Source organism: Nocardioides scoriae (assembly GCF_900104965.1).
Taxonomy (GTDB): Bacteria; Actinomycetota; Actinomycetes; order Propionibacteriales; family Nocardioidaceae; genus Marmoricola; species Marmoricola scoriae.
In genome coordinates this window covers 3,599,382-3,622,392 of sequence record NZ_LT629757.1, presented here as the reverse complement: position 1 = coordinate 3,622,392, position 23,011 = coordinate 3,599,382, and the positions used below count along the sequence as shown (strand labels likewise).

At 74.7% G+C, this 23,011-nt stretch carries 27 protein-coding genes; 8 read left to right on the top strand and 19 right to left on the bottom strand.

The window, feature by feature from the left end; genetic code table 11:
• Positions 1–20: 20 nt before the first annotated feature.
• On the bottom strand, positions 21–1,217 hold the full coding sequence (locus BLU55_RS17180; RefSeq protein WP_091732252.1) for an acyl-CoA dehydrogenase family protein: 1,197 nt from the start codon (positions 1,215–1,217) through the stop codon (positions 21–23).
• Positions 1,218–1,350: 133 nt separating this feature from the next.
• On the opposite strand from BLU55_RS17180, the gene BLU55_RS17175 reads away from it, so the two are divergent.
• From BLU55_RS17175 to BLU55_RS17160, 4 genes are read left to right on the top strand one after another with little or no spacing between them, the layout of a single operon-like run.
• Positions 1,351–2,604: a magnesium transporter MgtE N-terminal domain-containing protein gene (locus BLU55_RS17175; RefSeq protein WP_091732249.1), complete on the top strand. Its 1,254-nt coding sequence runs from the start codon at positions 1,351–1,353 to the stop codon at positions 2,602–2,604.
• Entirely contained in the window at positions 2,604–3,182 is a 579-nt protein-coding gene (locus BLU55_RS17170; RefSeq protein ID WP_091734162.1) for a DUF1003 domain-containing protein, read from the top strand. The genes BLU55_RS17175 and BLU55_RS17170 overlap by 1 nt, the downstream gene beginning before the upstream one ends.
• Positions 3,183–3,201: 19 nt before the next feature.
• Complete coding sequence (locus tag BLU55_RS17165) at positions 3,202–4,365, top strand: Mrp/NBP35 family ATP-binding protein (protein WP_091732245.1); 1,164 nt, start codon at positions 3,202–3,204, stop codon at positions 4,363–4,365.
• A 6-nt stretch (positions 4,366–4,371) separates the two neighbouring features.
• Positions 4,372–4,713 (top strand): sec-independent translocase, encoded by a 342-nt coding sequence (locus BLU55_RS17160; RefSeq protein WP_091732242.1) that lies wholly within the window; start codon positions 4,372–4,374, stop codon positions 4,711–4,713.
• Between the two features lie 16 nt (positions 4,714–4,729).
• Here BLU55_RS17160 and BLU55_RS17155 read toward each other — a convergent pair whose 3' ends face one another.
• The 4 genes from BLU55_RS17155 to sigE are packed head-to-tail and all read right to left on the bottom strand — an operon-like array spanning position 4,730 to position 7,650.
• On the bottom strand, positions 4,730–5,059 hold the full coding sequence (locus tag BLU55_RS17155; RefSeq protein ID WP_157682930.1) for a hypothetical protein: 330 nt from the start codon (positions 5,057–5,059) through the stop codon (positions 4,730–4,732).
• Between the two features lie 47 nt (positions 5,060–5,106).
• A complete protein-coding gene (locus BLU55_RS17150; RefSeq protein WP_091732236.1) occupies positions 5,107–6,519 on the bottom strand; it encodes a S1C family serine protease in 1,413 nt (470 codons plus the stop codon).
• 4 nt (positions 6,520–6,523) lie between these two features.
• Entirely contained in the window at positions 6,524–7,021 is a 498-nt protein-coding gene (locus BLU55_RS17145) for an anti-sigma factor (protein ID WP_157682929.1), read from the bottom strand.
• On the bottom strand, positions 7,021–7,650 hold the full coding sequence (sigE, locus tag BLU55_RS17140) for an RNA polymerase sigma factor SigE (protein ID WP_091732230.1): 630 nt from the start codon (positions 7,648–7,650) through the stop codon (positions 7,021–7,023). Before sigE ends, BLU55_RS17145 begins: the two co-directional genes overlap by 1 nt.
• Before the next feature lie 162 nt (positions 7,651–7,812).
• Here sigE and BLU55_RS17135 point away from each other — a divergent pair, with 162 nt between their 5' ends.
• Positions 7,813–8,451, top strand: coding sequence for an O-methyltransferase (locus BLU55_RS17135; RefSeq protein WP_091734160.1), 639 nt, complete (start codon positions 7,813–7,815; stop codon positions 8,449–8,451).
• A gap of 22 nt (positions 8,452–8,473) precedes the next feature.
• On the opposite strand, the gene BLU55_RS17130 is transcribed toward BLU55_RS17135, so the two are convergent.
• Together BLU55_RS17130 and BLU55_RS17125 are read right to left on the bottom strand one after the other, a co-directional pair.
• Positions 8,474–10,057 carry a leucyl aminopeptidase family protein gene (locus BLU55_RS17130; RefSeq protein ID WP_091732228.1) on the bottom strand — a complete coding sequence of 528 codons (1,584 nt, stop codon included), beginning with the start codon at positions 10,055–10,057 and terminating at the stop codon, positions 8,474–8,476.
• 108 nt (positions 10,058–10,165) lie between these two features.
• Positions 10,166–10,333, bottom strand: coding sequence for a DUF3117 domain-containing protein (locus BLU55_RS17125; protein WP_197681030.1), 168 nt, complete (start codon positions 10,331–10,333; stop codon positions 10,166–10,168).
• Positions 10,334–10,557: 224 nt separating this feature from the next.
• On the opposite strand from BLU55_RS17125, the gene BLU55_RS17120 reads away from it, so the two are divergent.
• The gene (locus BLU55_RS17120) at positions 10,558–11,373 is read left to right on the top strand and encodes an enoyl-CoA hydratase/isomerase family protein (RefSeq protein ID WP_091732223.1); all 816 of its coding nucleotides are present in this window, start codon (positions 10,558–10,560) and stop codon (positions 11,371–11,373) included.
• On the opposite strand, the gene BLU55_RS17115 is transcribed toward BLU55_RS17120, so the two are convergent.
• From BLU55_RS17115 to BLU55_RS17095, 5 genes are read right to left on the bottom strand one after another with little or no spacing between them, the layout of a single operon-like run.
• Positions 11,370–11,636, bottom strand: a complete 267-nt coding sequence (locus BLU55_RS17115) for a DivIVA domain-containing protein (RefSeq protein ID WP_091732220.1) — start codon at positions 11,634–11,636, stop codon at positions 11,370–11,372. The two genes, BLU55_RS17120 and BLU55_RS17115, sit on opposite strands and share 4 nt — an antisense overlap.
• On the bottom strand, positions 11,633–12,367 hold the full coding sequence (locus BLU55_RS17110) for an LOG family protein (RefSeq protein WP_091732217.1): 735 nt from the start codon (positions 12,365–12,367) through the stop codon (positions 11,633–11,635). Before BLU55_RS17110 ends, BLU55_RS17115 begins: the two co-directional genes overlap by 4 nt.
• A complete protein-coding gene (dapE, locus tag BLU55_RS17105) occupies positions 12,364–13,449 on the bottom strand; it encodes a succinyl-diaminopimelate desuccinylase (RefSeq protein WP_407938395.1) in 1,086 nt (361 codons plus the stop codon). Before dapE ends, BLU55_RS17110 begins: the two co-directional genes overlap by 4 nt.
• Before the next feature lie 39 nt (positions 13,450–13,488).
• Positions 13,489–14,142: a LysE family translocator gene (locus BLU55_RS17100; protein ID WP_091732211.1), complete on the bottom strand. Its 654-nt coding sequence runs from the start codon at positions 14,140–14,142 to the stop codon at positions 13,489–13,491.
• Between the two features lie 4 nt (positions 14,143–14,146).
• The gene (locus BLU55_RS17095; protein WP_091732209.1) at positions 14,147–15,073 is read right to left on the bottom strand and encodes an EamA family transporter; all 927 of its coding nucleotides are present in this window, start codon (positions 15,071–15,073) and stop codon (positions 14,147–14,149) included.
• An 83-nt stretch (positions 15,074–15,156) separates the two neighbouring features.
• On the opposite strand from BLU55_RS17095, the gene BLU55_RS17090 reads away from it, so the two are divergent.
• A complete protein-coding gene (locus BLU55_RS17090) occupies positions 15,157–16,053 on the top strand; it encodes a LysR family transcriptional regulator (protein ID WP_091732206.1) in 897 nt (298 codons plus the stop codon).
• A gap of 9 nt (positions 16,054–16,062) precedes the next feature.
• On the opposite strand, the gene BLU55_RS17085 is transcribed toward BLU55_RS17090, so the two are convergent.
• Together BLU55_RS17085 and BLU55_RS17080 are read right to left on the bottom strand one after the other, a co-directional pair.
• Complete coding sequence (locus tag BLU55_RS17085) at positions 16,063–17,307, bottom strand: sigma-54-dependent transcriptional regulator family protein (protein WP_091732203.1); 1,245 nt, start codon at positions 17,305–17,307, stop codon at positions 16,063–16,065.
• Between the two features lie 121 nt (positions 17,308–17,428).
• The gene (locus tag BLU55_RS17080; RefSeq protein ID WP_197681029.1) at positions 17,429–18,493 is read right to left on the bottom strand and encodes an alpha/beta hydrolase family protein; all 1,065 of its coding nucleotides are present in this window, start codon (positions 18,491–18,493) and stop codon (positions 17,429–17,431) included.
• A 45-nt stretch (positions 18,494–18,538) separates the two neighbouring features.
• On the opposite strand from BLU55_RS17080, the gene BLU55_RS17075 reads away from it, so the two are divergent.
• A complete protein-coding gene (locus BLU55_RS17075; protein WP_231916932.1) occupies positions 18,539–19,204 on the top strand; it encodes a class I SAM-dependent methyltransferase in 666 nt (221 codons plus the stop codon).
• Here the strand turns inward: BLU55_RS17075 and BLU55_RS17070 are convergent.
• From BLU55_RS17070 to BLU55_RS17050, 5 genes are read right to left on the bottom strand one after another with little or no spacing between them, the layout of a single operon-like run.
• Entirely contained in the window at positions 19,201–19,416 is a 216-nt protein-coding gene (locus tag BLU55_RS17070) for a hypothetical protein (protein WP_091732196.1), read from the bottom strand. The genes BLU55_RS17075 and BLU55_RS17070 overlap by 4 nt on opposite strands.
• Positions 19,417–19,448: 32 nt before the next feature.
• Positions 19,449–19,868, bottom strand: a complete 420-nt coding sequence (locus BLU55_RS17065) for a VOC family protein (RefSeq protein ID WP_091732193.1) — start codon at positions 19,866–19,868, stop codon at positions 19,449–19,451.
• Positions 19,865–20,719, bottom strand: a complete 855-nt coding sequence (locus tag BLU55_RS17060) for a helix-turn-helix domain-containing protein (RefSeq protein ID WP_157682928.1) — start codon at positions 20,717–20,719, stop codon at positions 19,865–19,867. The genes BLU55_RS17065 and BLU55_RS17060 overlap by 4 nt, the downstream gene beginning before the upstream one ends.
• Positions 20,720–20,757: 38 nt before the next feature.
• Entirely contained in the window at positions 20,758–21,900 is a 1,143-nt protein-coding gene (locus BLU55_RS17055; RefSeq protein WP_091732191.1) for an XdhC family protein, read from the bottom strand.
• On the bottom strand, positions 21,893–22,984 hold the full coding sequence (locus BLU55_RS17050; protein WP_231916931.1) for a vWA domain-containing protein: 1,092 nt from the start codon (positions 22,982–22,984) through the stop codon (positions 21,893–21,895). Before BLU55_RS17050 ends, BLU55_RS17055 begins: the two co-directional genes overlap by 8 nt.
• Positions 22,985–23,011: the final 27 nt, after the last annotated feature.

The following is a 23,011-nucleotide window of genomic DNA, read 5'->3' as shown; positions in this document are numbered from 1 at the left end:
GCTCGCGCGGGCCGGGTGCCTCAGCCCTTGAGCGCGTAGTCCTTGAGCAGGCTGCGGCCGATGATCATCTTCTGGATGTCGGCCGTGCCCTCGCCGATGAGCATGAACGCCGCCTCGCGGTACAGGCGCTCGATCTCGTACTCCTTGGAGTAGCCGTAGCCGCCGTGGATGCGGAAGGACGCCTCGACGACCTCGTTGCAGTACTCCGCGGCGAGGTACTTCGCCATGCCGGCCTCGACGTCGTTGCGCTCGCCCTTGTCCTTGAGGCGGGCGGCCTTGACCATCATCGCGTGGGCGGCCTCGACCTTGGTCGCCATCTCCGCGAGCCGGAACAGGATCGCCTGGTGCTGGCTGATCGGCTTGCCGAAGGTCTCGCGCTGCTGGGAGTAGGAGATGCCCAGCTCGAACGCGCGGTTGGCGATGCCGCAGGCACGGGCGGCGACGTTGACGCGACCCACCTCGACGCCGTCCATCATCTGGTAGAAGCCGCGCCCGGCCTCACCACCCAGGACCTGGTCGGCCGAGATCCGGTGTCCCTCGAAGATCGCCTCGGTGGTGTCGACGCCCTTGTAGCCCATCTTGTCGATCTTGCCGGGGATGGTCAGGCCCTGCGCGGTCTCGCCGAAGCCGGACTCCTTCTCCACCAGGAAGGTCGTCATGTTCTTGTAGACGCTGTCGGAGCCCTCGTCGGTCCTGACCAGCACCGCGATCAGGTTGGACGAGCCGCCGTTGGTCAGCCACATCTTCTGGCCGGTGATCGAGTAGCCGTCACCCTCGCGCACGGCCTTGGTCGAGATCGCCGAGACGTCCGAGCCCAGCCCGGGCTCCGACATCGAGAACGACCCGCGCACCTCGCCGGTCGCCATCCGCGGGAGGTACTTCTCCTTCTGCTCCTGCGTGCCGTGGTGCATCAGCATGTAGGCCACGATGAAGTGGGTGTTGATGACGCCCGAGACGCTCATCCAGCCGCGGGCGATCTCCTCCACGGCCAGGGCGTACGTCAGCAGCGACTCCCCCAGGCCGCCGTACTCCTCGGGGATCATCAGCCCGAAGATGCCGAGCTCCTTGAGGCCCTCGACGATCTCGGTGGGGTACTCGTCGGCGTGCTCGAGCTCGGTCGCGACAGGGATGATCTTGGCCTCGACGAAGGACCGCACCGCCTTGAGGATCTCGACCTGGATGTCGGTGAGGCCTTCGGTCTCGCACAGGCGGCTCATGCGTGGGGTCCTTCGCTCTCGGCAGCGCTCCGGGCGCCGGAGCGAGGGGGACGTTACGCAAGAGTAGGTCGGGCTGCCATGACCAATTTCACTCCGCAGCCAGCACTGCGCCACGCGTATAGGCTCCCCTCACGTGAGCACCACTCCCCTGCGCGTCTTCGCGGCCCGGCTGGCCGGACTGCCGGTGTTCGACCCCGCGGGCGACCAGGTCGGCAAGGTGCGCGACGTCGTGGTGGTGCTGCGGGCCGACGTCCGCCAGCCCCGCGTGGTCGGCCTCGTGGTGGAGGTCTTCGGGCGCCGCCAGATCTTCGCGCCGATGACCCGCGTGACCGGCATCGACCCCGGCCAGGTCATCACCACCGGGCTGCTCAACATGCGCCGCTTCGAGAAGCGCTCCACCGAGACGCTCGTCATCGCCCAGATGCTCGACCGCCCGGTCACGGTCCGCAGCAGCGGCGTGCAGGGCACCGTGTTCGACGTCGCGATGGAGCAGCTGCGCACCCGCGACTGGGTGCTGTCGCGGGTGGCGATCACCGAGGGCGCGAAGGGCTTCCGCCGCCGCTCCCAGACCCACGTCGTGGAGTGGGACGACGTCGAGGGCCTCCACGAGCGCTCCTCGACCCAGGGCGCCGAGCACCTCGCCGCCTCCCTGGCCGACCTGCGACCGGCCGACGCGGCGAGCGTGATCCACGACCTGACCCCGGAGCGGCGCACGCAGGTGGTCGCGGCCCTCGACGACGAGCGGCTGGCGCAGGTGCTCGAGGAGCTCCCCGAGGAGGACCAGGTCGAGATCCTCGAGCGGCTCGACTCCGAGCGCGCCGCCGACATCCTCGAGGAGATGTCGGCCGACGACGCCGCCGACCTGATCGCCGAGCTGCCGCCCGAGACCGCGCAGACCCTGCTGGGCCTGATGGAGTCCGAGGACGCGGCGTCGGTGCGCCGGCTGATGGTCTACGGCCAGGAGACCGCCGGCGGCATGATGACGCCCGAGCCGGTGATCCTGCCGCCCGACGCGACCGTCGCCGAGGCGCTGGCCCGGGTCCGCAACGAGGACCTGACCCCGTCGCTGGCCGCGCTGGTCTACGTCTGCCGCGCCCCGCTCGAGACGCCGACCGGCAAGCTGCTCGGCATCGCCCACATCCAGCGGCTGCTGCGCGAGCCGCCGTCCTCGCTGGTGGCGGGCGCCCTCGACACCGACATCGACTACCTGCGGGCGGGCGCCAGCCTGGAGGACGTCGCGACCTTCCTCGCGACGTACAACCTGGTCGCGGCCCCGGTCGTCGACGACGAGGGCCGGCTGCTCGGCACGGTCACCGTCGACGACCTGCTCGACCACCTGCTGCCCGAGGGCTGGCGCGACCGCAACGCCGGACGGAGCGCACGGTGATGAGCGAGCGGGACAAGCGCACCGACCGCGAGAAGCGCGGCGACCCCCACAAGCGGTCCGACCGCCGCCCCGAGCACGCCCGCACGCCCCGGCTGGACACCCCGACCGACGTGCGCCGCCCGATCGTGCGGCGACCCCAGGTGCGCCAGGACGCCTTCGGCATCTTCGCCGAGCAGTTCGCCCGCTTCATGGGCACCGCGCGCTTCCTGCTCTACATGACCGGCTTCGTCATCTTCTGGGTGGCGTGGAACCTCGTCGCCCCGGCGTCGCTGCGCTTCGACGAGTACCCCTTCATCTTCCTCACCCTGATGCTCAGCCTCCAGGCGTCGTACGCCGCGCCGCTGATCCTGCTCGCGCAGAACCGGCAGGAGGTCCGCGACCGGGTGGTCAACGAGCAGGACCGCCAGGCCAACGCCCGCGCCCACGCCGACATGGAGTTCCTGGCCCGCGAGGTGGCCTCGCTGCGGATGGCCGTCGGCGAGGTCGCCACCCGCGACTTCATGCGCTCGGAGCTGCGCAACCTGGTCGAGGAGCTGCAGGCCGACGAGGACGACGACTCGGCGGAGGACGACTCGTGACGCGACGTAGGCTGGCGCCATGACTTCCCCTGACATCGCCTCGATCAGGGCTGCCCTCGCGAAGGTCCACGACCCCGAGATCAAGCGCCCGATCACCGAGCTCGGCATGCTCGACGACGTCACCGTCGACGACACCGGCCTGGTGACCGTGACCGTGCTGCTCACCGTCTCCGGCTGCCCCCTCAAGGACACCATCACCCGCGACGTGACCTCCCACGTCTCGCCGATCGCCGGGGTCACCGGCGTCGACGTCAAGCTGGGCGTGATGACCGCGGAGCAGCGCTCCTCGCTGCAGGAGCTGCTGCGCGGCGGCCAGGCCCAGCGCGACATCCCCTTCGCCCTGCCCGGCTCGCTCACCAAGGTGATCGCGATCGCCTCCGGCAAGGGCGGCGTCGGCAAGTCGTCGGTGACGGTCAACCTCGCCGTCGCGATGGCCCAGCAGGGCCTCAAGGTCGGCATCGTCGACGCCGACATCTACGGCCACTCGGTCCCCGCCATGCTCGGCGTGGCCGACACCCGGCCCACCCAGGTCGAGGACCTGATCATGCCGGTCCCCACGCCCAGCGGCGTCTCGGTGATCAGCATCGGCATGCTCAAGCCGCGGCGCGACCAGGTCGTCGCCTGGCGTGGCCCGATGCTCGACCGGGCGCTGGTGCAGATGCTCGCCGACGTCTACTGGGGCGACCTCGACGTGCTCCTGCTCGACCTGCCGCCCGGCACCGGCGACGTCGCCATCTCGCTGGGCCAGCACCTGCCCAGCGCCGAGGTGGTCGTGGTGACCACCCCGCAGGACGCCGCCACCGAGGTCGCCGAGCGCGCCGGCACGATGGCCTCGATGATGCACCAGCGCGTCATCGGCGTCGTGGAGAACATGTCCTGGCTGCCCTGCCCCCACTGCGAGGCCGAGGGCGTCGAGCACCGCCTCGAGATCTTCGGCGCCGGCGGCGGCGCCCGGGTGGCCAGCACGCTCGGCAGCCGCTTCGGCTACGACGTGCCGCTGCTCGGCACCATCCCGATCGACGTGAGCCTGCGCGAGGGCGGCGACGTGGGCAAGCCCATCGTCGAGTCCGACCCGACCGCGCCCGGCGCCGTGGTGATGCGCAAGATCGCCACCGACCTCTCGGCCCGGGGCCGCGGACTGGCCGGCATGCAGCTCGGCCTGAGCCCCACCGCGAAGGGCTGACCTGCGGTGTTCGGGATCGGGCTGCCGGAGCTCGCGGTCATCATGCTGGTCGCGATCTTCGTCTTCGGTCCCGAGCGCCTGCCCGAGTTCGCCCGCCAGGCGGGCCGGATGGTGCGCCAGGTCCGCAATCTGGCCAACAGCGCGCAGAACCAGCTCCGCGAGGAGCTGGGACCGGAGTACGCCGACCTCAAGCTGACCGACCTCGACCCACGCGTCGCGATCCGCAAGCACATCCTCGAGGCCATGGAGGACGACGACGACGCGCCCGCGCAGCGTCGTGGCCTCGCGCCCGCCGAGGACGTCCTCGCGCAGGGCGAGCGGCCGCCGTACGACGCCGAGGCGACCTGAGCGGACCGCTGGTCGCTCAGGCGGCGTGCGAGCGACCGGCCCGGGCCACCGGGCGCCTGGCCGCACCCACCGCGGTGACCGTCGCGTGGCCCACGCCGGTGTCGCGGCCGCGGCTCCGGAGACGCTCGGCGAGGAGCACCACCCGGTGCACCGCGAAGGCGAGGAGCAGCAGGCTGAGCGCCCACCGGGTCGCGTGGTGGTCCTGGCCGTACGCCGTCAGCGCCGTCGCGAGCCAGGCGACGACGGCCACCACGAGGACGCCGTCGACGATCGTCGTCCAGCGGCGCTCGCGACGACCGTGGGCGAGGCCCAACCGGGTCGCGACGGCCTGTCGATCATCTCGCATGTGTCCAGTATGCCTGTTTAGCGAGATTTGAACAGGGAAACCGCCGCTCAGCCCGTCTTGGCGTCGAGCCCGACCTCGACCTCCTGGGTGCGGCCGTCGCGCTCGATGGTGAGCGTCACCTTCTCCCCCGGGACGTGGGACCGCACGGCCACCACGACGTCGATCGAGGTGGTGACGGGCTGGTCGTCGACGCGGCGCACGACGTCACCGACCTCGAGGTCGGAGCGGGCCGCGGGCGACCCCGGGGAGATGGACTCCACGCGGGCGCCGTCGAGGCTGTCGGTGCCGCGGACGTTGGCGCCGATCACGGGGTACTGCGCCTTGCCGGTCTTGAGGATCTGCGTCGCGGTCACCTCGACCTGCTCGATGGGGATCGCGAAGCCCACGCCGATGTTGCCGCCCTGGTCGCTGGTGAGCGACGAGCCCAGCGAGGCGATCGCGGAGTTGACCCCCACGACCTGGCCCTGCAGGTTGACCAGCGGACCGCCCGAGTTGCCGGGGTTGATGGCGGCGTCGGTCTGGACGGCGTTGATGTAGGAGCTGTCGCCCTCGCCCTGGCCGGTGGTGACCGGGCGGTTGACGGCGCTGATGATGCCGGAGGTGACGGTCGCGGCCAGCCCCAGCGGCGACCCGATGGCGACCACGGTCTCGCCGACGCGCATCTGCTCGGCCGACCCGACGGCGGCAGGCGTGAGCTCCTTGGCGCCCTCGGAGCGGAGCACGGCGATGTCGTAGACGGTGCTGCGACCCACCACGGTGGCGCGCGAGCGGTTGCCGTCCTGGTCGACGACCTGGATGCGGCCACCGGCCTTGGCCGCCTCGGCCACGACGTGGTTGTTGGTGATGACGTGGCCCTGCTGGTCGTAGACGAAGCCCGAGCCGGTGGCGCCCTGGGCGGAGCCCGAGCTGCTCGTGCCGCCCGACTCGGCGATGATCTGCACCGTCGAGGGCAGCACCTCGGCCGCCACGGAGGCCACGCTGTCGTTGTCGGAGGGCAGCGGCTGGGCGGTGCGGCGCTCGATCTCCACCGTGCTGGTGTCGCCGCCGACGAGCGAGCCGCCGATGAGGCCGCCCACCACGCCCAGCAGCAGCGACAGCAGCGCCACCACGGGCCAGGTCCACCGGGGCAGCCGGCGTCCCGGGGTCGCCGAGCCGCTCTGCGGGGGCTCGGGCGGCCCGTAGGGCAGGGGCTGCTGGGGGTGGCCGGGCAGGTAGGGCTGCTGGAAGGTCGGGTGGCCGGGCCGCGGCTGGCCGATCCCGGGCCACGGCGGGGTCGGCGACGGGTAGGGCTGCTGCTGCGGCCCCACCGGCTGGCCGACCGGCTGGCCGACCTGCTGGCCGACCTGCTGGGGCGGCGGCTGCTGGCCCCACGACGGCGGCGGACCCTGCTGGTCGGGCTGCCGTCCCGGCGGCGGGGCCAGCGGGGCGGTGGGCTCGTCGTCGGGTCGCTCGGAGGTCACCCGCCTATCTTGACCTACGCGTCCATGCCGTGGTGGCGGTCCGCTCGGCTCCGGTCGGGGTCCCGACGACGCCACCCCCGCGCTGCGCGAGGTCGCCGCGGATGCTCGCCGGCGACGGCCGGACCGGCACGTCGCCGCGCAGGCCGGGCGTGCCGGTGACGGCCATCAGGCCGATCACCGAGGCCGCGACCGCCCCGCCGCCCACGACGGCGACCGTGCGCCGTCGGCGCGGGCGGCGCTCCTCGCGGTCGACGCCGGCCCAGTCCGACCACGGGCCGGGAGCACTCAGCAGGCCGGCCGGCGGGCTCGGCACGGCGGCCGCCCGCTGCGGGGTCGCCCAGGCCCCGAGCGCCTGCTTGGTCCAGGTCTCGTGCTCCACGAGGCGGCGACAGCCGGGGCACGCCAGCACGTGCGCCCAGGCGCGCTCCTCCTCGGCCGCACCGAGCTGGCCGTCGACCAGGGCGCTGACCTTGTCGCCGAGGTGGCCGCTCAGCGACAGCATCACCGCAGCCGACCGGCGCCCGCGACGACCGGCTGGCGCAGCAGCGGGCCGGCGATGCGGGTGCTGCCCGGACGGGGCGCGCGGTGGGCCAGGGCCTTGCGCAGCTGGGCGCGGCCCCGGTGGATGCGCGAGCGCACGGTGCCGAGCTTGAGGCCCAGGACGTCGGCGATCTCCTCGTAGGTCAGCCCCTCCACGTCGCACAGCACCACGGCGGCGCGGAACTCCGGCGACAGCGAGCCGAGCGCCTGCTCGACGTCGGCGTCGAACATCCGGTCGGCCTGCGCCACCTCGGGCGTGGGCAGCCGGCTCGGCAGCCGGTGGGCCGCCTCGTCGGTGAGGGCGTCGAAGCGGATCCGCTGCTTGCGCCGGGCCTGGTCGAGGAACAGGTTGGTGGTGATCCGGTGGAGCCAGCCCTCCATGGTGCCGGGCGTGTAGGTGTGCAACGACCGGAAGACCCGCACGAAGACCTCCTGGGTGAGGTCCTCCGCGTCGTGGCCGTTGCCCGTGAGGCGGTAGGCCAGCCGGTACACCCGCGCGAAGTGGTCGTGGACGATCTGCTCCCAGCTCGTCTCGTCGAGCGCGTCCGCGGGCGTCTCGACGGCGAGGGCGGGGGGCGGGGGGGTCACCATGGGTCAACGCTAGGCAGCGTTGCTGAGACGGGCCTGAGCAAGCGCCGTCAAGCTGCCCAGGGTCCGGCGCCCGGGTCGGACGGAGGTCGGGGAGGCCGGCTCGCGGGCGGTAGGGTCTCACCCGCACGCACCACACGTCAGGAGACCGTCATCGTCACGCCGCTGAAGCCCCAGAGCTGGACCTACGCCGAGGAGTTCGTGCCCGAGGACGAGGTGATCGCCGCCGCCCGCGCCCGCGCGGACGAGGTCGGCGTCACCGCCATCGGCAGCGGCGGGGGCGCCGCGCTGGGCTTCATCGCCTCGCTGCTGGAGGCCCGCTCGGTCGTCGAGATCGGCACCGGCACCGGCGTCTCGGGCCTGTGGCTGCTGCGCGGCATGCGGCCCGACGGCGTCCTCACCACGGTCGACACCGAGGCCGAGCACCAGCGGCTGGCCCGCAAGGGGTTCGTCGAGGCCGGCATCGCCTCGCAGCGGGTCCGGCTGATCCCGGGCTCGGCGCTCGAGGTGCTGCCCCGGCTGACCGACGGCCACTACGACCTGGTGTTCTGCGACGGCGACAAGCAGGAGTACGCCGACTACCTCACCGAGGCGGTGCGCCTGCTCCGTCCCGGCGGCGTGGTGGCCTTCGACAACGCGCTGTGGCACGACAAGGTCGCCGACCCCGCGCAGCGCGACCCCGAGACGGTGGCCATCCGCGAGCTCGGCCGCACCGTGCTCGAGCACGAGTCGCTGGTGCCGGCGCTGCTGCCCGTCGGCGACGGCCTGCTGGTCGCCAAGAAGATCTGGACGCCCGAGGCCTGAGCGGTCGGGGTCCCGCCCCGGCTCAGCCGCCGACGCCCGCCAGCGGCTCCTCGCCGGCCAGCCAGTCGAGCAGCAGCCGCACGCCGAACCCGGTCGGGCCCTCGGTGTACTCGAAGGACTCCTTCGGGGCGTCCCCGACCGAGGCGATGTCGAGGTGTGCCCACGGCTTGCCACCGGTGAAGGGCTGGAGGAACAGCGCCGCGGTGATGGCGGGCGGCCCGCCGGGTGCGTTGTCGGCGTCGGCGATCTTGGAGGACAGCTTGCCGGCGTACTCCTGGGACAGCGGCAGCCGCCACAGCGGCTCACCGGAGCGGGCGCCGGCGGCCGCCAGCGCCCCGGCCAGGGCGTCGTCGGTGGCGAACAGGCCGCCGAGGTGCTGGCCCAGGGCCACCTTGACGCCACCGGTGAGCGTGGCGATGTCGACCAGGGCGTCGGCGTCGAGCTCCTGCACGGCGTACGCGAGCGCGTCGCCGAGCACGAGGCGACCCTCGGCGTCGGTGTTGGTGACCTCGGTGGTGCGACCGCCGAAGTGCGTCAGCACGTCACCGGGACGCATGGCGCGACCGCCGACGGCGTTCTCCGCCAGCGGCAGCAGGCCCGTGACGCGCACGGGGCAGCCGACCGCGGGCAGCGCGGCCATCACGCTGGCCACGACCGCGGCGCCGGTCATGTCGCGCTTCATGCTCACCATCGCGGCGCCCGGCTTGATGGACAGGCCGCCGCTGTCGAAGGTGATGCCCTTGCCGACCAGCACCACGTGGGGCGCCTTGCGGGCCCCCCGGCCCTGCGGGCGGTAGTCGAGGCGCACGAACCGCGGCGGGGTCGCCGAGGCCTGGCCGACGCCCACGATGCCGCCGAAGCCCTGGCGGCGCAGCTCCTCGTCGTCGAGGACGGTGGCGCTCAGCCCGGCCGCCTCGGCCGCGGTGACGGCCTGGTCGGCCAGCCAGGCGGGGTTCTTGGTGTTGGAGGGCACCGAGGCGAGCAGCCGCGCCCGCCAGGCGGCGCGGGACCGGGCCACGGCACGGGCCAGCACCTCGGTGGCCTCGGCGTCGGCGGGGCTGCCCGCCAGCACGACGTGGGCCACGGGACGGGTCTCGGGGCCGTCCTGGCGCAGGCTGAAGGTGAACGAGCCGAGGGTCGCCCCCTCGACGAACGCCGTGAGGCCGTCGAGGTCGCCGACCGCGGCCACCGAGGAGGCGACCTCCTCGACGTCGCGCACCCGCCGGGCCAGGGCCGCACCCGCGCGACGCAGGTCGCCGGGGGTGGCGTCGCCGACACCGACGAGCAGCACCCGCAGCGGCGACTGGTCGGCGGCGGCGTCGCCACGACGGGCGCCGGGGAGCTCGGTGACCTCGCCGGCCTCGCCGCTCGCGCCGGCCGCCTCGAGCACGTCGAGCAGGTCGGGCCCGTCGAGGGCCTCGTCGAGCTCGGTGCCACCCGGGCCGACCTGCACGCCGACGCCGCTCTCGGGGCCGCTCTCGGGGCCGTCGGGGCCGTCGGTCGCGGGCAGGACGGCCAGCGCCACGACGCGGGCCCCCTCGACCTGCGACACGGGGTGCTCGGAGAGCGAGAAGTCGGGCGGCGGGACCTGCGGTGCGAGCGACACGCCGTCGACCCTAACCGAAGGCCCCCGCCCTCCCGGGTGGGAGTGCGGGGGCCCAGATCTCGGGTGCCTGTCACGGGTCCTGTGCTCCGGGACCCGGGTGGAGAGAGGTCAGCCGGTGACGCCCTTGAGGGCGTCGCCCAGAGCGGTGGCTTCGTCGGCGTTGAGCTCGACCACGAGCCGTCCACCGCCCTCGAGGGGAACCCTCATCACGATGCCACGACCCTCCTTGGTGACCTCGAGCGGGCCGTCGCCCGTCCGCGGCTTCATGGCCGCCATGTGCACACCTCTTCCCATGTCATCCGTGCGCACCTCGCGCATTTGCACGGCCATTATTCCCCATCGCACCCGAGCGTGGAGCAGTCCTCGTCAGCCGACCCGCAGGTGATCGCCGCGGACCCGCTCCCGCGCGGCCACCAGGAGCCCCGGAGCGCGTCGTGGGGCAGACTCGGCAGGGCCTGGCCGAGGCGTCCCCGCCCGGCCCCGAGACGAGGAGCCCCCGCATGTCCGAGAGCGCTGCCGCCGCCGGTCACGAGACCGTCCGCCACGAGGTCCGCGACGGGGTCGCGACCATCACGCTGGCGCGGCCGGAGGCCATGAACGGGCTCGACGTGGCCACCAAGGTGGCGCTGCTCGACGCGGTGCGCACCGCCGCCGACGACGAGGCCACCCGCTGCGTCGTGCTGACCGGCTCGGGCCGCGCCTTCTGCGTGGGCCAGGACCTCAAGGAGCACCAGCAGGTGCTGGCCGACACCGGCAGCGAGCGGCTGTTCAACACCGTGGAGGAGCACTACAACCCGATCGTCACCGCGCTGGCGACCATGCCCAAGCCGGTCGTGGCCGCGGTCAACGGCGTCGCTGCGGGCGCCGGCGTCAGCCTGGCGCTGGCCTGCGACCTCCGGGTGATGGCCGAGCCCGCCGGGTTCAACCTCGCCTTCGCCGGCATCGCGCTGTCGTGCGACACCGGGTCGTCGTGGACGCTGCAGCGCCTGGTGGGCCGGGCGCGGGCGCTGGAGCTGCTCTACTTCCCGCGCACCATCGGCTCGGCCGAGGCGCTCGAGCTGGGCCTGGTCACCCGCGTGGTCCCCGCCGAGGAGCTCGACGCGGCGGTGGCGGAGCTCGCCGGACGCCTGGCCGCCGGCCCGACCGTCGCGTACGGCGCCATCCGCCGCTCGGTCGAGCACGCCGCGGGGCACTCGTTCACCGAGGCGCTGGAGTTCGAGTCGTCGATGATGACGCTCACCGGCGGCACCGAGGACCACCGCCGCGCCGTCGAGGCGTTCGTGGCCAAGCAGAAGCCGGTCTTCGAGGGCCGCTAGGCCTCCGGGGCGGACGCGGGCGGGCGGCGGTCGAGCTCGGCCGCGAGCCGGTCGAGCAGGGCGTCGACGTCGTCGGCGCGGTAGCCCCGCACGGCGGTGTCGAGCCGCAGCCCGCGGAGGTCGTCGCCGGTCAGCGGCCGCTCGGGCAGCTCGAGGCCGGCGCGGTCGGCGTACGCCGGTCCGAGGTGCGCCTCGCCACGCGCGGCGACCACGGCCACCACCCCGACGAGCAGCACCACCAGCACCGCGAAGAACCAGCTCACGGGCGCACCGTCCCGGCTGCCACGAGCGCGACCGCCTCCTCGACGTCGTCGGTCAGGGCGAGCAGGTCGAGGTCGGCCGGCGAGATCTTGCCGTCGGGCAGCACCGTGGTGCGCAGCCAGTCGAGCAGGCCCGACCAGTAGTCGACGCCGAGCAGCACGATCGGGAACGACGTCACCTTCTGCGTCTGGACCAGCGTCACCGCCTCGAAGAGCTCGTCGAGGGTGCCGACGCCGCCGGGGAGCACCACGAAGCCGCGGGCGTACTTGACGAACATGGTCTTGCGGGCGAAGAAGTAGCGGAAGTTGACCCCGACGTCGACCCACGGGTTGAGGCCCGACTCGAAGGGCAGCTCGATGCCGAGGCCGACCGAGACCCCGCCGGCCTCGCTCGCGCCCCTGTTGGCCGCCTCCATGGCGCCGGGACCACCGCCGGTGATGACGGCGAAGCCGGCCTCGACGAGGCGGCGCCCGACCTCCACCCCCTGGGCGTACGCCGGGTCGTCGACCGCGGTGCGCGCCGAGCCGAAGACCCCGATCGCGGGTCCGAGCTCGGCCAGGGCGCCGAAGCCCTCGACGAACTCGCTCTGGATGCGGAGCACCCGCCACGGGTCGGTGTGGACCCAGTCGGTCGGTCCGCGGGAGTCGAGCAGCCGCTGGTCGGTGGTGGTCAGGTCGACCTGGTCGCCGCGCAGCAGGGTGGGTCCGCGGCGCTTCTCGCGGCGCCCGCTCACGCGCCCGCCTCCCCCGCCTGCGGCACCGCGCCGAGCCAGGTGCGCAGCGTCTGCTCGCACTCGCGCAGCTGCGCGAGGGGCACGAACTCCTCCTGCTTGTGGGCCAGCATCGGGTCACCGGGACCGTAGTTGACCGCCGGGACGCCGAGGCCGGTGAAGCGGGCCACGTCGGTCCAGCCGAACTTGGGGTTGACCGTGCCGCCGACGGCCTCGACGAAGGCCCGCGCCGCGGGTCGCTGCAGCCCCGGCAGCGCCCCGGGGGCGGAGTCGGTGACCACGACGTCGTAGCCGTCGAAGAACTCCTGGACGAACACCAGCGCCTCGGACTCGGAGCGGTCGGGGGCGAAGCGGAAGTTGACCGTGACCACGCACTCGTCGGGGATCACGTTGGTCGCGACGCCGCCGGAGATCGCGACGGCGTTGAGGCCCTCGTGGTACTCCAGGCCGTCGATGACCGGGGTGCGGGCGACGTACTGCTCCAGGCGGCGCAGCACCTCGCCGGCGGCGTGGACCGCGTTGGAGCCGCGCCACGAGCGGGCCGAGTGGGCGCGCTCGCCGCGGGTGCGGACCTCGACGCGCAGGGTGCCCTGGCAGCCCGCCTCGACGACGGCGTCGCTGGGCTCCATGAGGATGGCGAAGTCGGCCTCGACGAGGTCGGGACGCTCGCGGGCGACGATGCCGAGGCCGTTGTAGACGTCGTCGATCTCCTCGGCCTCGTAGAAGACGTAGGTGACGTCGCGCACCGGCTCGGTGAGGTCGTGGGCCAGCCGCAGCGCCACGGCGACCCCGCCCTTCATGTCGCAGGTGCCGAGGCCGTGGAGCCGCTCGCCGTCGTTGCGCGAGGGCAGGTTGTGGTTGAGCGGCACGGTGTCGAGGTGGCCCGCGACCACGACGCGCTCGCCGCGTCCGAGGTCGGTGCGCGCCACGACGGAGTGGCCGATGCGGGTGACCTCCAGGTGCGACAGGCGCCGCAGCGCCGCCTCGACGGCGTCGGCGAGCTCCTGCTCGTCGCGGCTGACCGACTCGATGTCGACCACCGCCTGGGTCAGCGCCACCACGTCCGAGCTGAGGTCGAGTCCCATGCGTCCCATCCTGTCACCCGGGCGCGGGTCGGCGACGGGCTACTCCGAGGCGAGCATGGTGGCGCCGAGGCCGACCATCATGAGGCCGCCGCCGGCCCCCAGCGCGTCCAGCCGCGTCGGCGTCCGGGCGAACCAGTCGCGGGCCCGGGAGGCGGCCAGCGCCCAGATGCTGTCGGAGCAGCACGCGAGCACGCCGAAGACCAGGCCGAGCAGCGCCACCTGGAGCCCGGTGCGGCCGGCCCCCTGGTCGACGAACTGCGGCAGGAAGGCCACGAAGAACACCAGCGTCTTGGGGTTGGTCAGGCCGACGACCAGCCCGGTGAGCACCGAGCGCCGGGCGGTGCCGGCGACCGGCGCGCCCGCGGGGTCGGGACCCGCGGCGGCGAGCATCGCGCGCCGGGCGTCGCCGCGGTGGCGGACGGCCTGCACGCCCAGCCACACGACGTACGCCGCGCCGCCGACCTTGACGGCCGTGTAGACCGTCGCGCTGGCCGCCACCAGCGCCCCGAGCCCGAGCGCCACGAGCAGCACCTGGCCGACCACGCCCAGGGCGTTGCCGACGACCGAGAGCAGGGCGTCGCGGCGCCCCACCGTCAGCGCCCGTCCGATGGTGAACAGCAGGCTGGGTCCGGGGACCTGGATGAACAGGAGCGAGGCCACGACGAACGCGAGCCACTGGTGGGTCGAGGGCACGGGATCAGTGTGGGGCCACGACGGGGGTCCGGCCAGCCGGTTCCGCCTCCGGGGCCGCGACGACCGTCGGGGGGCTCCGTCGCGGCGGTCGCAGCGCCACGAGCACGCCCAGGAGCATCACGGCACCGCCGACCACCTCCGCGACGCCGGGCACCTCGTCGAGCAGCAGCCAGGCCGAGGTCATCGCGACGGGCGGCACCAGCAGCACCCACGGCACCACCGCGGCCGCCGGGTTGCGGCCCAGCAGCGTGTTGAAGATGCCGTAGCCGACCAGCGAGGCCAGGCCCGCGGTGTAGAGCGTGGAGAGCCCGGCCTGCCAGCCGAAGGCGGCCAGGCCGTCGGCCACGGCGGTCGGCCCGTCGAGCAGCAGCGACAGCGCGAGGGCCGGCACCGGCACCACCAGCGCCGACCACACGGTCAGGGACAGCCCGCCCGGCACCCCCGACGCCCGGGACAGCACGTTGCCGATCCCCCAGCTCAGGGCCGCACCCAGGCACAGCAGCAGCGCGGCGGCGGGCACGTGGCCCCCGCGTCCCAGGCCGACCACGACCAGGCCCACGACGCCGACCGCGATGCCCGCGAGCTGGGCCCCGGTGGGCCGCTCGCGCAGCGCACCGGCCGCGATCACCACGGTGAAGATCACCTGCGCCTGCAGCACCAGGGCGGCCAGGCCGGGCGGCATGCCGGCGTCGATCGAGGCGTAGAGCAGGCCGAACTGGCCCAGCGACATGAACACCCCCACCAGCGCGACGGTGCGCCACGGAGCCGCCGGCCGCGGCACCAGGAGGACGGCGGGCAGCACCACGAGCACGAAGCGCAGGGCCAGGAAGAGCAGCGGCGGGACGCCGGTCATGCCGACGTCGATGACCACGAAGTTGAGCCCCCACAGCAGGGCGACGAGGGCGGCGAGGGCGCAGTCACGGCGGGTCACGGACCCAGCCTGGACCTCGCGACCGTGAAGCACCAGCGAACAGAAGTGTGGTCCAAGCGGTAGCAGTGCTGCATGATCGTCTCGTGATCGACCTCGACTCGCTCGACGCCCTGGCCGCCGTGGACGCCCAGGGCTCGGTGCACGCCGCCGCCCTGGCGCTGGGCTTCACCCCCAGCGCCGTCTCCCAGCAGGTCAAGCGTCTCGAGCGCCAGGTCGGCCTGCCGCTGCTGGAGCGGGTGGGTCGCGGCGTCATCCTCACCGGCGCGGGCCGCCAGCTGGTCGACGACGCCCGCGGGGTGCGCGACCGGCTGGAGCAGATCACCGCGGACCTGCACCGGTCGGCCGACCAGGTCGCGGGGCGGCTGCGGATCACGGCCTTCTCCACCGCCGTGCGCGGCCTGGTGGCGCCGGCCGTGCGCCGGGTGCTGGCCGAGCACCCCGACCTCGCGCTGGCCCTGCACGAGCACGAGCCCTGGGAGGCGGTCGACCTGGTCGCCACCGGTCGCTTCGACCTCGGCATCGTGCACAGCTGGGGCGACCTGCCGCTGAGCGTGCCCGAGCACGTCGTGGCCACGACGGTCGCCCACGACGTGGCCGACGTGGTGGTGCCCGTGGGCCACCCGCTCGCGGGGCGCGACCACGTCACGCCCCACGACCTGCTCGAGGTCGAGTGGGTCGCCACCGCCGAGGGCACCATCTGCCGGCAGTGGCTCACCCGGATGTACGTCGGCACCGGGGCCTCCCCGCGCATCGCCCACGTCTCGGGTGAGTTCGCCAGCCACCTCGCCCTGGTGCGCGCGGGCCTCGGGGTGGCGCTGGTGCCGCGGCTCGGGCGCGAGGACCTCCCCGACGACCTGGTCGCCGTGACCGCGGTCGACCCCGTGCCCGAGCGGACCGTCAGCGTGCTGCACCGCCGCACCATGGCGGGCTCGCCGGCCGTGCGGGCGGTGGTCGCCGCGCTCCGGCCCGACGCGGGGTGACGCGCTGGGTCAGCGGCGGGCGGCCGCGAGCCGGCCGCGCAGCAGCGCCTTGACCGGGTGGGGCGAGTCGCCCATGACGGCCAGGCAGACCTCGACGACCTCGGTGTCGTACGGCGCCAGCTCGGTGTAGCGCGCCACCGCCTGCGGCTGCGGGTCGGCCAGCAGCGCCTCGCGGACGGCGACCGCGACGTAGTCGGCCAGCTCCACCAGGGCGGGCGACTCGGTGCCGGGCATCAGGTCGCCGCCGTACGCCGCGACGGCCGCCCGCACCTGGCCGCGGCGCACCAGCCGCATCACCTCGTCGACGTCGACGCGCACGGGCAGCTCGAGCCGGTAGGGCCGCGACGCGAGCTGGCCGCCCAGCGCGCTGCGCAGGTGGGAGACCTCGGCCTTGAGGGTGGAGAAGGTGACGGCCTGGTCGCCGTAGAGCTGGGCGTGCAGCGCCTCGAGCGAGAGGCCCGAGGGGTTGAGCGCCAGCAGCGCCAGGATCTCGGTCTGGCGCCGGTTGAGCAGCAGCCGGCGGCCGTCGAGCCGGGCCTCGGCGGCGCCCAGCAGGGTCAGGTCGAGGCCCTCGACCGCCGAGCCGGCTAGCTGGCCGGGCAGCCCGGCGACGCCGGAGGTCTCGGGCATCGCTGTCTCGATGAGGCGGGCCATCACCCGGGCGGTGGCCAGGCCGATGGGGTGGGAGCGGTCCCAGGTGGTCGACAGGTCGAGGACGCCGAGCTGCTCGCCGCTGACCGGGTCGTGCACCGGCGCCGCCCAGCAGACCCAGTTGTGGACCATCGGGGCGTAGTGCTCGGCGCTGAAGACCATCGACGGCGCGTCGTTGCGGCAGGCGAGGTCGAGGGCGTTGGTGCCGACGCTGGCGTCGTCCCACCGACCACCGGCGACGAAGTTGACCGACTCGGCCTTGCGGCGCATCACCCGGCCGCCGTAGGTCCACAGCACCCGGGTCTCGGCGTCGGTGACCGCGACCACGAGGTCGCCGTCCTCGGCGGTGCGCCGCAGCTCCGACTCGACCCGCTCGACGGCCACCTGCAGCACCGAGCCGTGCCAGAAGGAGCGGGTGTCGGACTCGTCGGCCAGCGGCGCCTCGGCGACGTCGACCTGCACGCGGGGCGCCGAGCGCTCCCACGAGCGCAGGATCTCGGGCCGGACCAGGCCCTCGGCCCGGTCGCCGTGCTCCACGAAGGCCGTCCAGGCGTGCACCGTGTTGAGGCGACGCACGTGCAGCTCGTCGTGGGTGCTCGTCATCGTGGGTGCCAGCCTCCGGGCCGCCTGCGGCATCTGGTCGAGGGGGTGATGTGGGCCACACGGTAGCCCGCGCGTCCAGCCCTGCCCAGCGAACGGCCCCGAGGCGGGGGCGGGGGTGGCCTCAGGCACGCAGCCGGCGTCGCAGGAACCGCACCGTGCGGTCCATCGACTGCTGCCACTGGGGGATGAACGCGTGCTGCTCGCCCTCGTAGACCCGCAGCACCGACGCGACGCCGTCGCGGACCAGGAGCCGCTGGGTCTGCTCGGACCAGCGCAGCGGGCAGGTGTCGTCGAGGCTGCCGTGGTGGATCAGCACGGGCGCGGCGACCCGGTCGAAGTAGGTGCGCGAGGACAGCCCGGCGTAGAAGGTCGGCTCCTCGGCGGGGGTCCCGAACCGGTCGTAGAGCCGGCGGGCGGCCTCGGGCCGCCCGGGGATCGTGAACTGCTCGAGGTTGTCGACGAAGCGCGAGCTGACCGAGGCGTAGAGGACGGCCGCGCGCACGGCCCCGGGCTGGGCGACCAGGGCGTTGAGGGTCACCCCGCCGCCCATCGACCGGCCGAGCATCGCGACGCGGTCGGGGTCGACGTACGGCAGCCGCTTGACCGAGCCGACGGCGTGCAGCGTGTCGCGGGTGTAGCCCAGGCGGGTCTCGCGCTCGAGCTCGCCCGCGGCGTCGGAGCCCGCGTGGCCGCGGTAGTCGGTGTGGAGCACCACGAACCCCGCCCGGGCGAGGGCGTCCTGCTCGCGGCTCAGGCCCTGGCCGGTGACGTAGACCGACGGCTCGATGTAGCCGTGGTTGAGCACCACCGCGGGGAACGGGCCGGGTCCCGCCGGCCGCAGCAGCACCCCGGAGACGGTCGTGCCGCCGGCGGGGTAGGTGACCTCCCAGCGCGTGTAGGCGTCGGTCACCGCGACCTGGCGGACCCGCGTGACGCGGCCGCCCGCGAAGTCCTCGCGCATCAGCGTCGGCAGCGAGACCCGGTCGGGAGGCTCGGGGAGCGGGGGCGCGGTGGGGCTGGCGCTCGGGCTGGTCGTCGGGCTGGTGGTGGGCGCCGTCGTGGCGCTGGGTGACGTCGTCGGAGCGGGGGTCGGGCCGTCCTGGGCCGCGGGGTCCTCCCCCGCGCAGGCCGTCGCGGCGAGCCCGAGCACGCCCGCCAGCGTCGTCCGTCGCGTCACCGCCTCCACGTGGCCATGGTGACCCCGGCGGCCAAGCCCGCCTACGGTGTGCCGGTGGAGCGACCCGTGCCGGACCCCGTGCGCGAGCCGCACTGGCTGCGCGAGACACGCAGCACCTACGACCGCGTCGCGACGTCGTACGCCGACCTGCTGGCCGACGCGCTGGAGCACTCGCCCACCGACCGGGCGGTGCTGGGCCTGTTCGCCGACCTGGTCGGCCCAGGCGCCCGGGTGGCCGACCTGGGCTGCGGGCCCGGTCGCCTCACCGCCCACCTCGTCGACCGCGGGCTGGCCGCCCGCGGGATCGACCTGTCCCCCGGGATGGTCGCGACCGCCCGGGAGCGGCACCCGGGGGTGGAGTTCGAGGTCGGCGACCTGCGCGCGCTGCCGCTCGGGGACGCCACGCTGCACGGCGCGCTCGCGTGGTACTCCCTGATCCACGTCCCGCCCGACGTGCGGCCCGCGGTGGTGGCCGAGCTCGCCCGGGTGCTGCGCCCCGGCGGCGAGCTGGTGGTCGCCTTCCAGGTCGGCGACGACGTGCGCCGGCTGCGCGAGGCCTACGGCCACACCGGTCTCGGCATGGACGCCTGGCGCCTGGAGCCCGACGAGGTGACCGGGCTGCTGGCCGGCGCCGGGATCCACGTCCACCTGCGGCTCGTGCGCGACCCCGAGGGCATGGAGAAGACGCCCCAGCCCTACCTGGTCGGGCGCCGGGACTAGCCGGCCGCGGGCGCGTCGGCTGCGGCCTCGTGCTCCTCGTCGAGGCGTCGCCGGATGCGTCCCATGCCCGGCAGGCGGCCCACCCGGCGCACGAGCGACCCGACGTCGGTCACGACGCGGGCGGCGCGGCGCACCACGGCCTCGGCCTCGCCCCGGGTGACCTCGATGCGACCGACGAGCGCCTCGACCCGGACCGGTACCCGGTGTCCCACGTCGTGGACACGTGGCCGGCGGCGGGTGGACGTCAGCGGGCGCGCGGCTCCCCGGCGTAGGTCCCGAAGGACCACAGGTTGCCCTCGGGGTCGGCCAGGGAGAACTCGAGGCCGCCGTAGCCGGGCGCCGACGGGGGCCGCGTGATGGTGGCGCCGGCCGCGACGGCGCGGTCGTGCACGGCCTGCGGGTCGGCGGTGACGACGTAGAACCCACCCGTGCCGGGCTGCCGCGACCAGCCGTCGTCCTTGACCGACCCGAACATCACGCCGCCGCCCTCGGGCCAGTCGAGCTGGCAGTGGGCGACCTCGTCGCCCTCGCCGTAGGTGGCGGTCTCCTCGAAGCCGAGGGCGACCAGGAACGCGATCATGGCGCGGGCGTCGCGGGCCGCGAAGGCGGGCCAGACCGTGGGGGCGGGTGTCGGGCCGGGTGTCGGGCCGGGTGTCGGGGTCATGGGGACGACCCTGGCGCAGGAGCGGGCCCGTCGTCTTGGAGGTTTCGGCGCTCCTCGGCCAGCCAGGCCGTCGGGGCGCAGCCGGCCATGGCGGTGAACTCGCGGGCGAGGTGGGCCTGGTCGGCGAACCCCGCGTCCAGCGCGAGCCCGGCCAGCCCCGCGGGGGCGTCCCGGGGACCGGTCCTGAGGCGGGCCACGACGTGGTCGAGACGGGCCGTGCGGACCAGCTGCTTGGGCGAGACCCCCACCTCGGCGCGCACCTGCTCGCGCAGCCGCCGGGGGCTGAGGCCGACCTCGCCGGCCAGGTCCTCGACCCGCACCCGCCCGCGGCTGGCCAGGACCCGCTGGTGGACCCGCACCACCTCGGGCCGGACCCGGCGCCGGCGGTCCTCGGTGGCCGCCAGCCGCGCCTGCGCCCAGGCCCGCACCACCGCGAGCCGGTCGTCCGGCCCGGCCAGCGCGACCTGCTCGTGGAGCCGCTCGACGTCGGGCCCCAGCAGCTCGCGGGCGTCGGTGCCGTGACCGGTGAGGTCGGCGGCGCGGCACCCCAGCAGCCGCCGCGCGGCGAGGGGGTGCACGGCCAGCTGCACCCCGCTCTGCTCCACCGGCTGCTCGACGCGGGTGGCGACCGGGTGCAGCCCGGCGACCAGGACGTCGGCCGAGGCGACCGGCCCGGCCGGCCCGCCGACGGTCCCGAGGGTCCGCACCGGTCCCCGGGTCGAGACCACCAGGGTCACCCACGGCGAGGGCAGCCCGCGGTGGACGCCGGGCTCCAGCCCGCACTGGTCGTACGCCGCGGCGCGCGCGACGAAGCCCGGGAGCAGGTCGTGTTGCTGCCGGGAGCCGGTCACCGCCCCATCATGCGCCCGATCGGGCGCCGGCGGTCCCTTCAGCCGACGACGACGTCGCGGGCCGCGTGGGCGTGGATCCGGCCGTCGACCGTGGAGAGCCGGTCTCCGGTGCCGCCCCAGCGTCCCGCGATGATCTCGGCCGCGATGCTGACCGCGGTCTCCTCCGGGGTGCGGGCGCCGAGGTCGAGGCCGATCGGGCTGGAGAGCCGGGCGAGCTCCTCGGGGCCGAGCCCGGCCTCGCGGAGCCGGTCGAGCCGGTCCTCGTGGGTGCGCCGCGAGCCCATCGCGCCGACGTACGCGACGTCGGGCAGCCGCAGCGCCTTCTCCAGCACCGGGACGTCGAACTTCGGGTCGTGGGTGAGCACGCAGATCACCGTGCGGCGGTCGACCCGGTCGGCGGCGACCTCCTCGGCGAGGTACTTGTGGGGCCACTTCACGACGACCTCGTCGGCCTTGGGGAAGCGCGTCGCGGTGGCGAACACGGGCCGGGCGTCGCACACGGTCACGTGGTAGCCGAGGAACTTGCCGACCTCGGCGACCGCGGCCGCGAAGTCGATGGCGCCGAAGACCAGCATCCGGGGCGCGGGCGCGAAGGCCCACACGAAGACCCGCATCCCCTCGCCGCGGCGCTCGCCGTCGGGGCCGTAGGTCAGGGTCGCGTTGTGGCCCGAGGCCAGCAGGCCGCGGGCGTCGTCGACCACCGCGTCGGTGGCCCGGTCGCTGCCGAGCGCGCCGTCGACCGCCTCCGGGCGGACCACCAGCCGGCGGCCGCGCCACGCCTCGTCGGGGTGCTCGATCACCGTGGCCAGGGCCACGGGGCGACCGGCCTCGATGTCGGCCGCGATGTCGGCGAGCTCGGGGAAGGTCTCGCGGTTCACCTTCTCGACGTACACGTCCAGGATGCCGCCGCAGGTCAGGCCCACGGCGAACGCGTCGTCGTCGGAGACGCCGTAGCGCTGCAGCACGGGAGCGCCCGACTCGACCACCGACTGGCCGAGCTCGTAGACCGCGCCCTCGACGCAGCCGCCCGAGACCGAGCCGACGGCCTCGCCCCCCGGACCGACGAGCATCGACGCGCCGGCGGGACGCGGGGCGGACTGGAAGGTCGCCACGACCGTCCCGACCCCCACGGTCTCGCCGGCCTCCCACCACCGCACCAGGTCGGAGAGCACCTCACGCACGACCGATCACCTCCAGCACCTCGTCGAACGCCTGCAGCGAGTGGCCGGCCACGAAGTCGTCGCAGTGCGGCAGCGCCGCGGCGATCCCCTGCTGCACCGGCTCGTAGCCGTCCTTGCCGCGGTGCGGGTTGACCCACACCACGCGTCGGGCGAGCCGCTGCAACCGCTGCATCTGCTCCCCCAGCTCGACGGCGTCGCCGCGCTCCCAGCCGTCGCTGAACACGACGACCACGGCGCCGCGCGCCATCCCCCGGGCGCCCCAGCGGTCGAGGAAGGCGCCGAGCGTCTCCCCGAGCCGGGTGCCGCCGGACCAGTCGGGCACCTGCTCGCCGGCGCGGACCAGCGCGCGCTCGGGGTCGGCGGTGCGCATCGCGTCGGTCACGCGGGTCAGGCGGGTGCCGAGGGTGAAGACCTCGACGCGGCGCCGACCCTGCTCGCCGCTGCGGGCGAGCAGGTGGCACAGCCGCAGGAGCGCGTCGGCGTACGGCTTCATGGAGGCGGAGACGTCGACCAGCAGCACCACCCGGCGCGGGGCGGTGCCGCGGCGGCGGTGCTCGACCCGGGCGGGCTCGCCCATCCGGCGCAGCGTGGTGCGCAGGGTGCGGTGGAGGTCGACCTCGCCGCGCCGCCAGGGGGTGCGTCGCGTCGCGCGGCGTTGCGGCATCCGCGGCCGCAGGGCGCGGATCATGGCGTCGAGCAGCGCCTTCTCGTCGGGTCGCAGGGTGGCGACGTCGCGGCGGCTCAGGACCTCGGCGTCGCTGGCCGCCGCCTGGATCGTCTCGGGGGTGTCCTCGCCGCCGGCCTCGCCGCCCTCGCCGACCGGGAGCGGCGAGCGCAGCTGGCGCGGCTTCTCCGAGGGGATGCTGCGCGGCAGCCGCTCGCGGGCGCCGAACCACGCCTCGAAGACGTGGGCGTAGCGCTCGAGGTCGTCGGGGCTGCTGCACAGCGTGGCCCGGCCGGCCCGGAAGACCGCCTGCGCGTCGCCCGCGCCGACCAGGGTGGCGGCCTGCACGAAGCCGGTCGCGCGGTCGTGGGTGACGCGCAGCCCGGCCGACCGCAGCGCCCGGGTGAATCCGAGGAACACCTCGTCGGCCGGGTGCGCCGGTCCCGG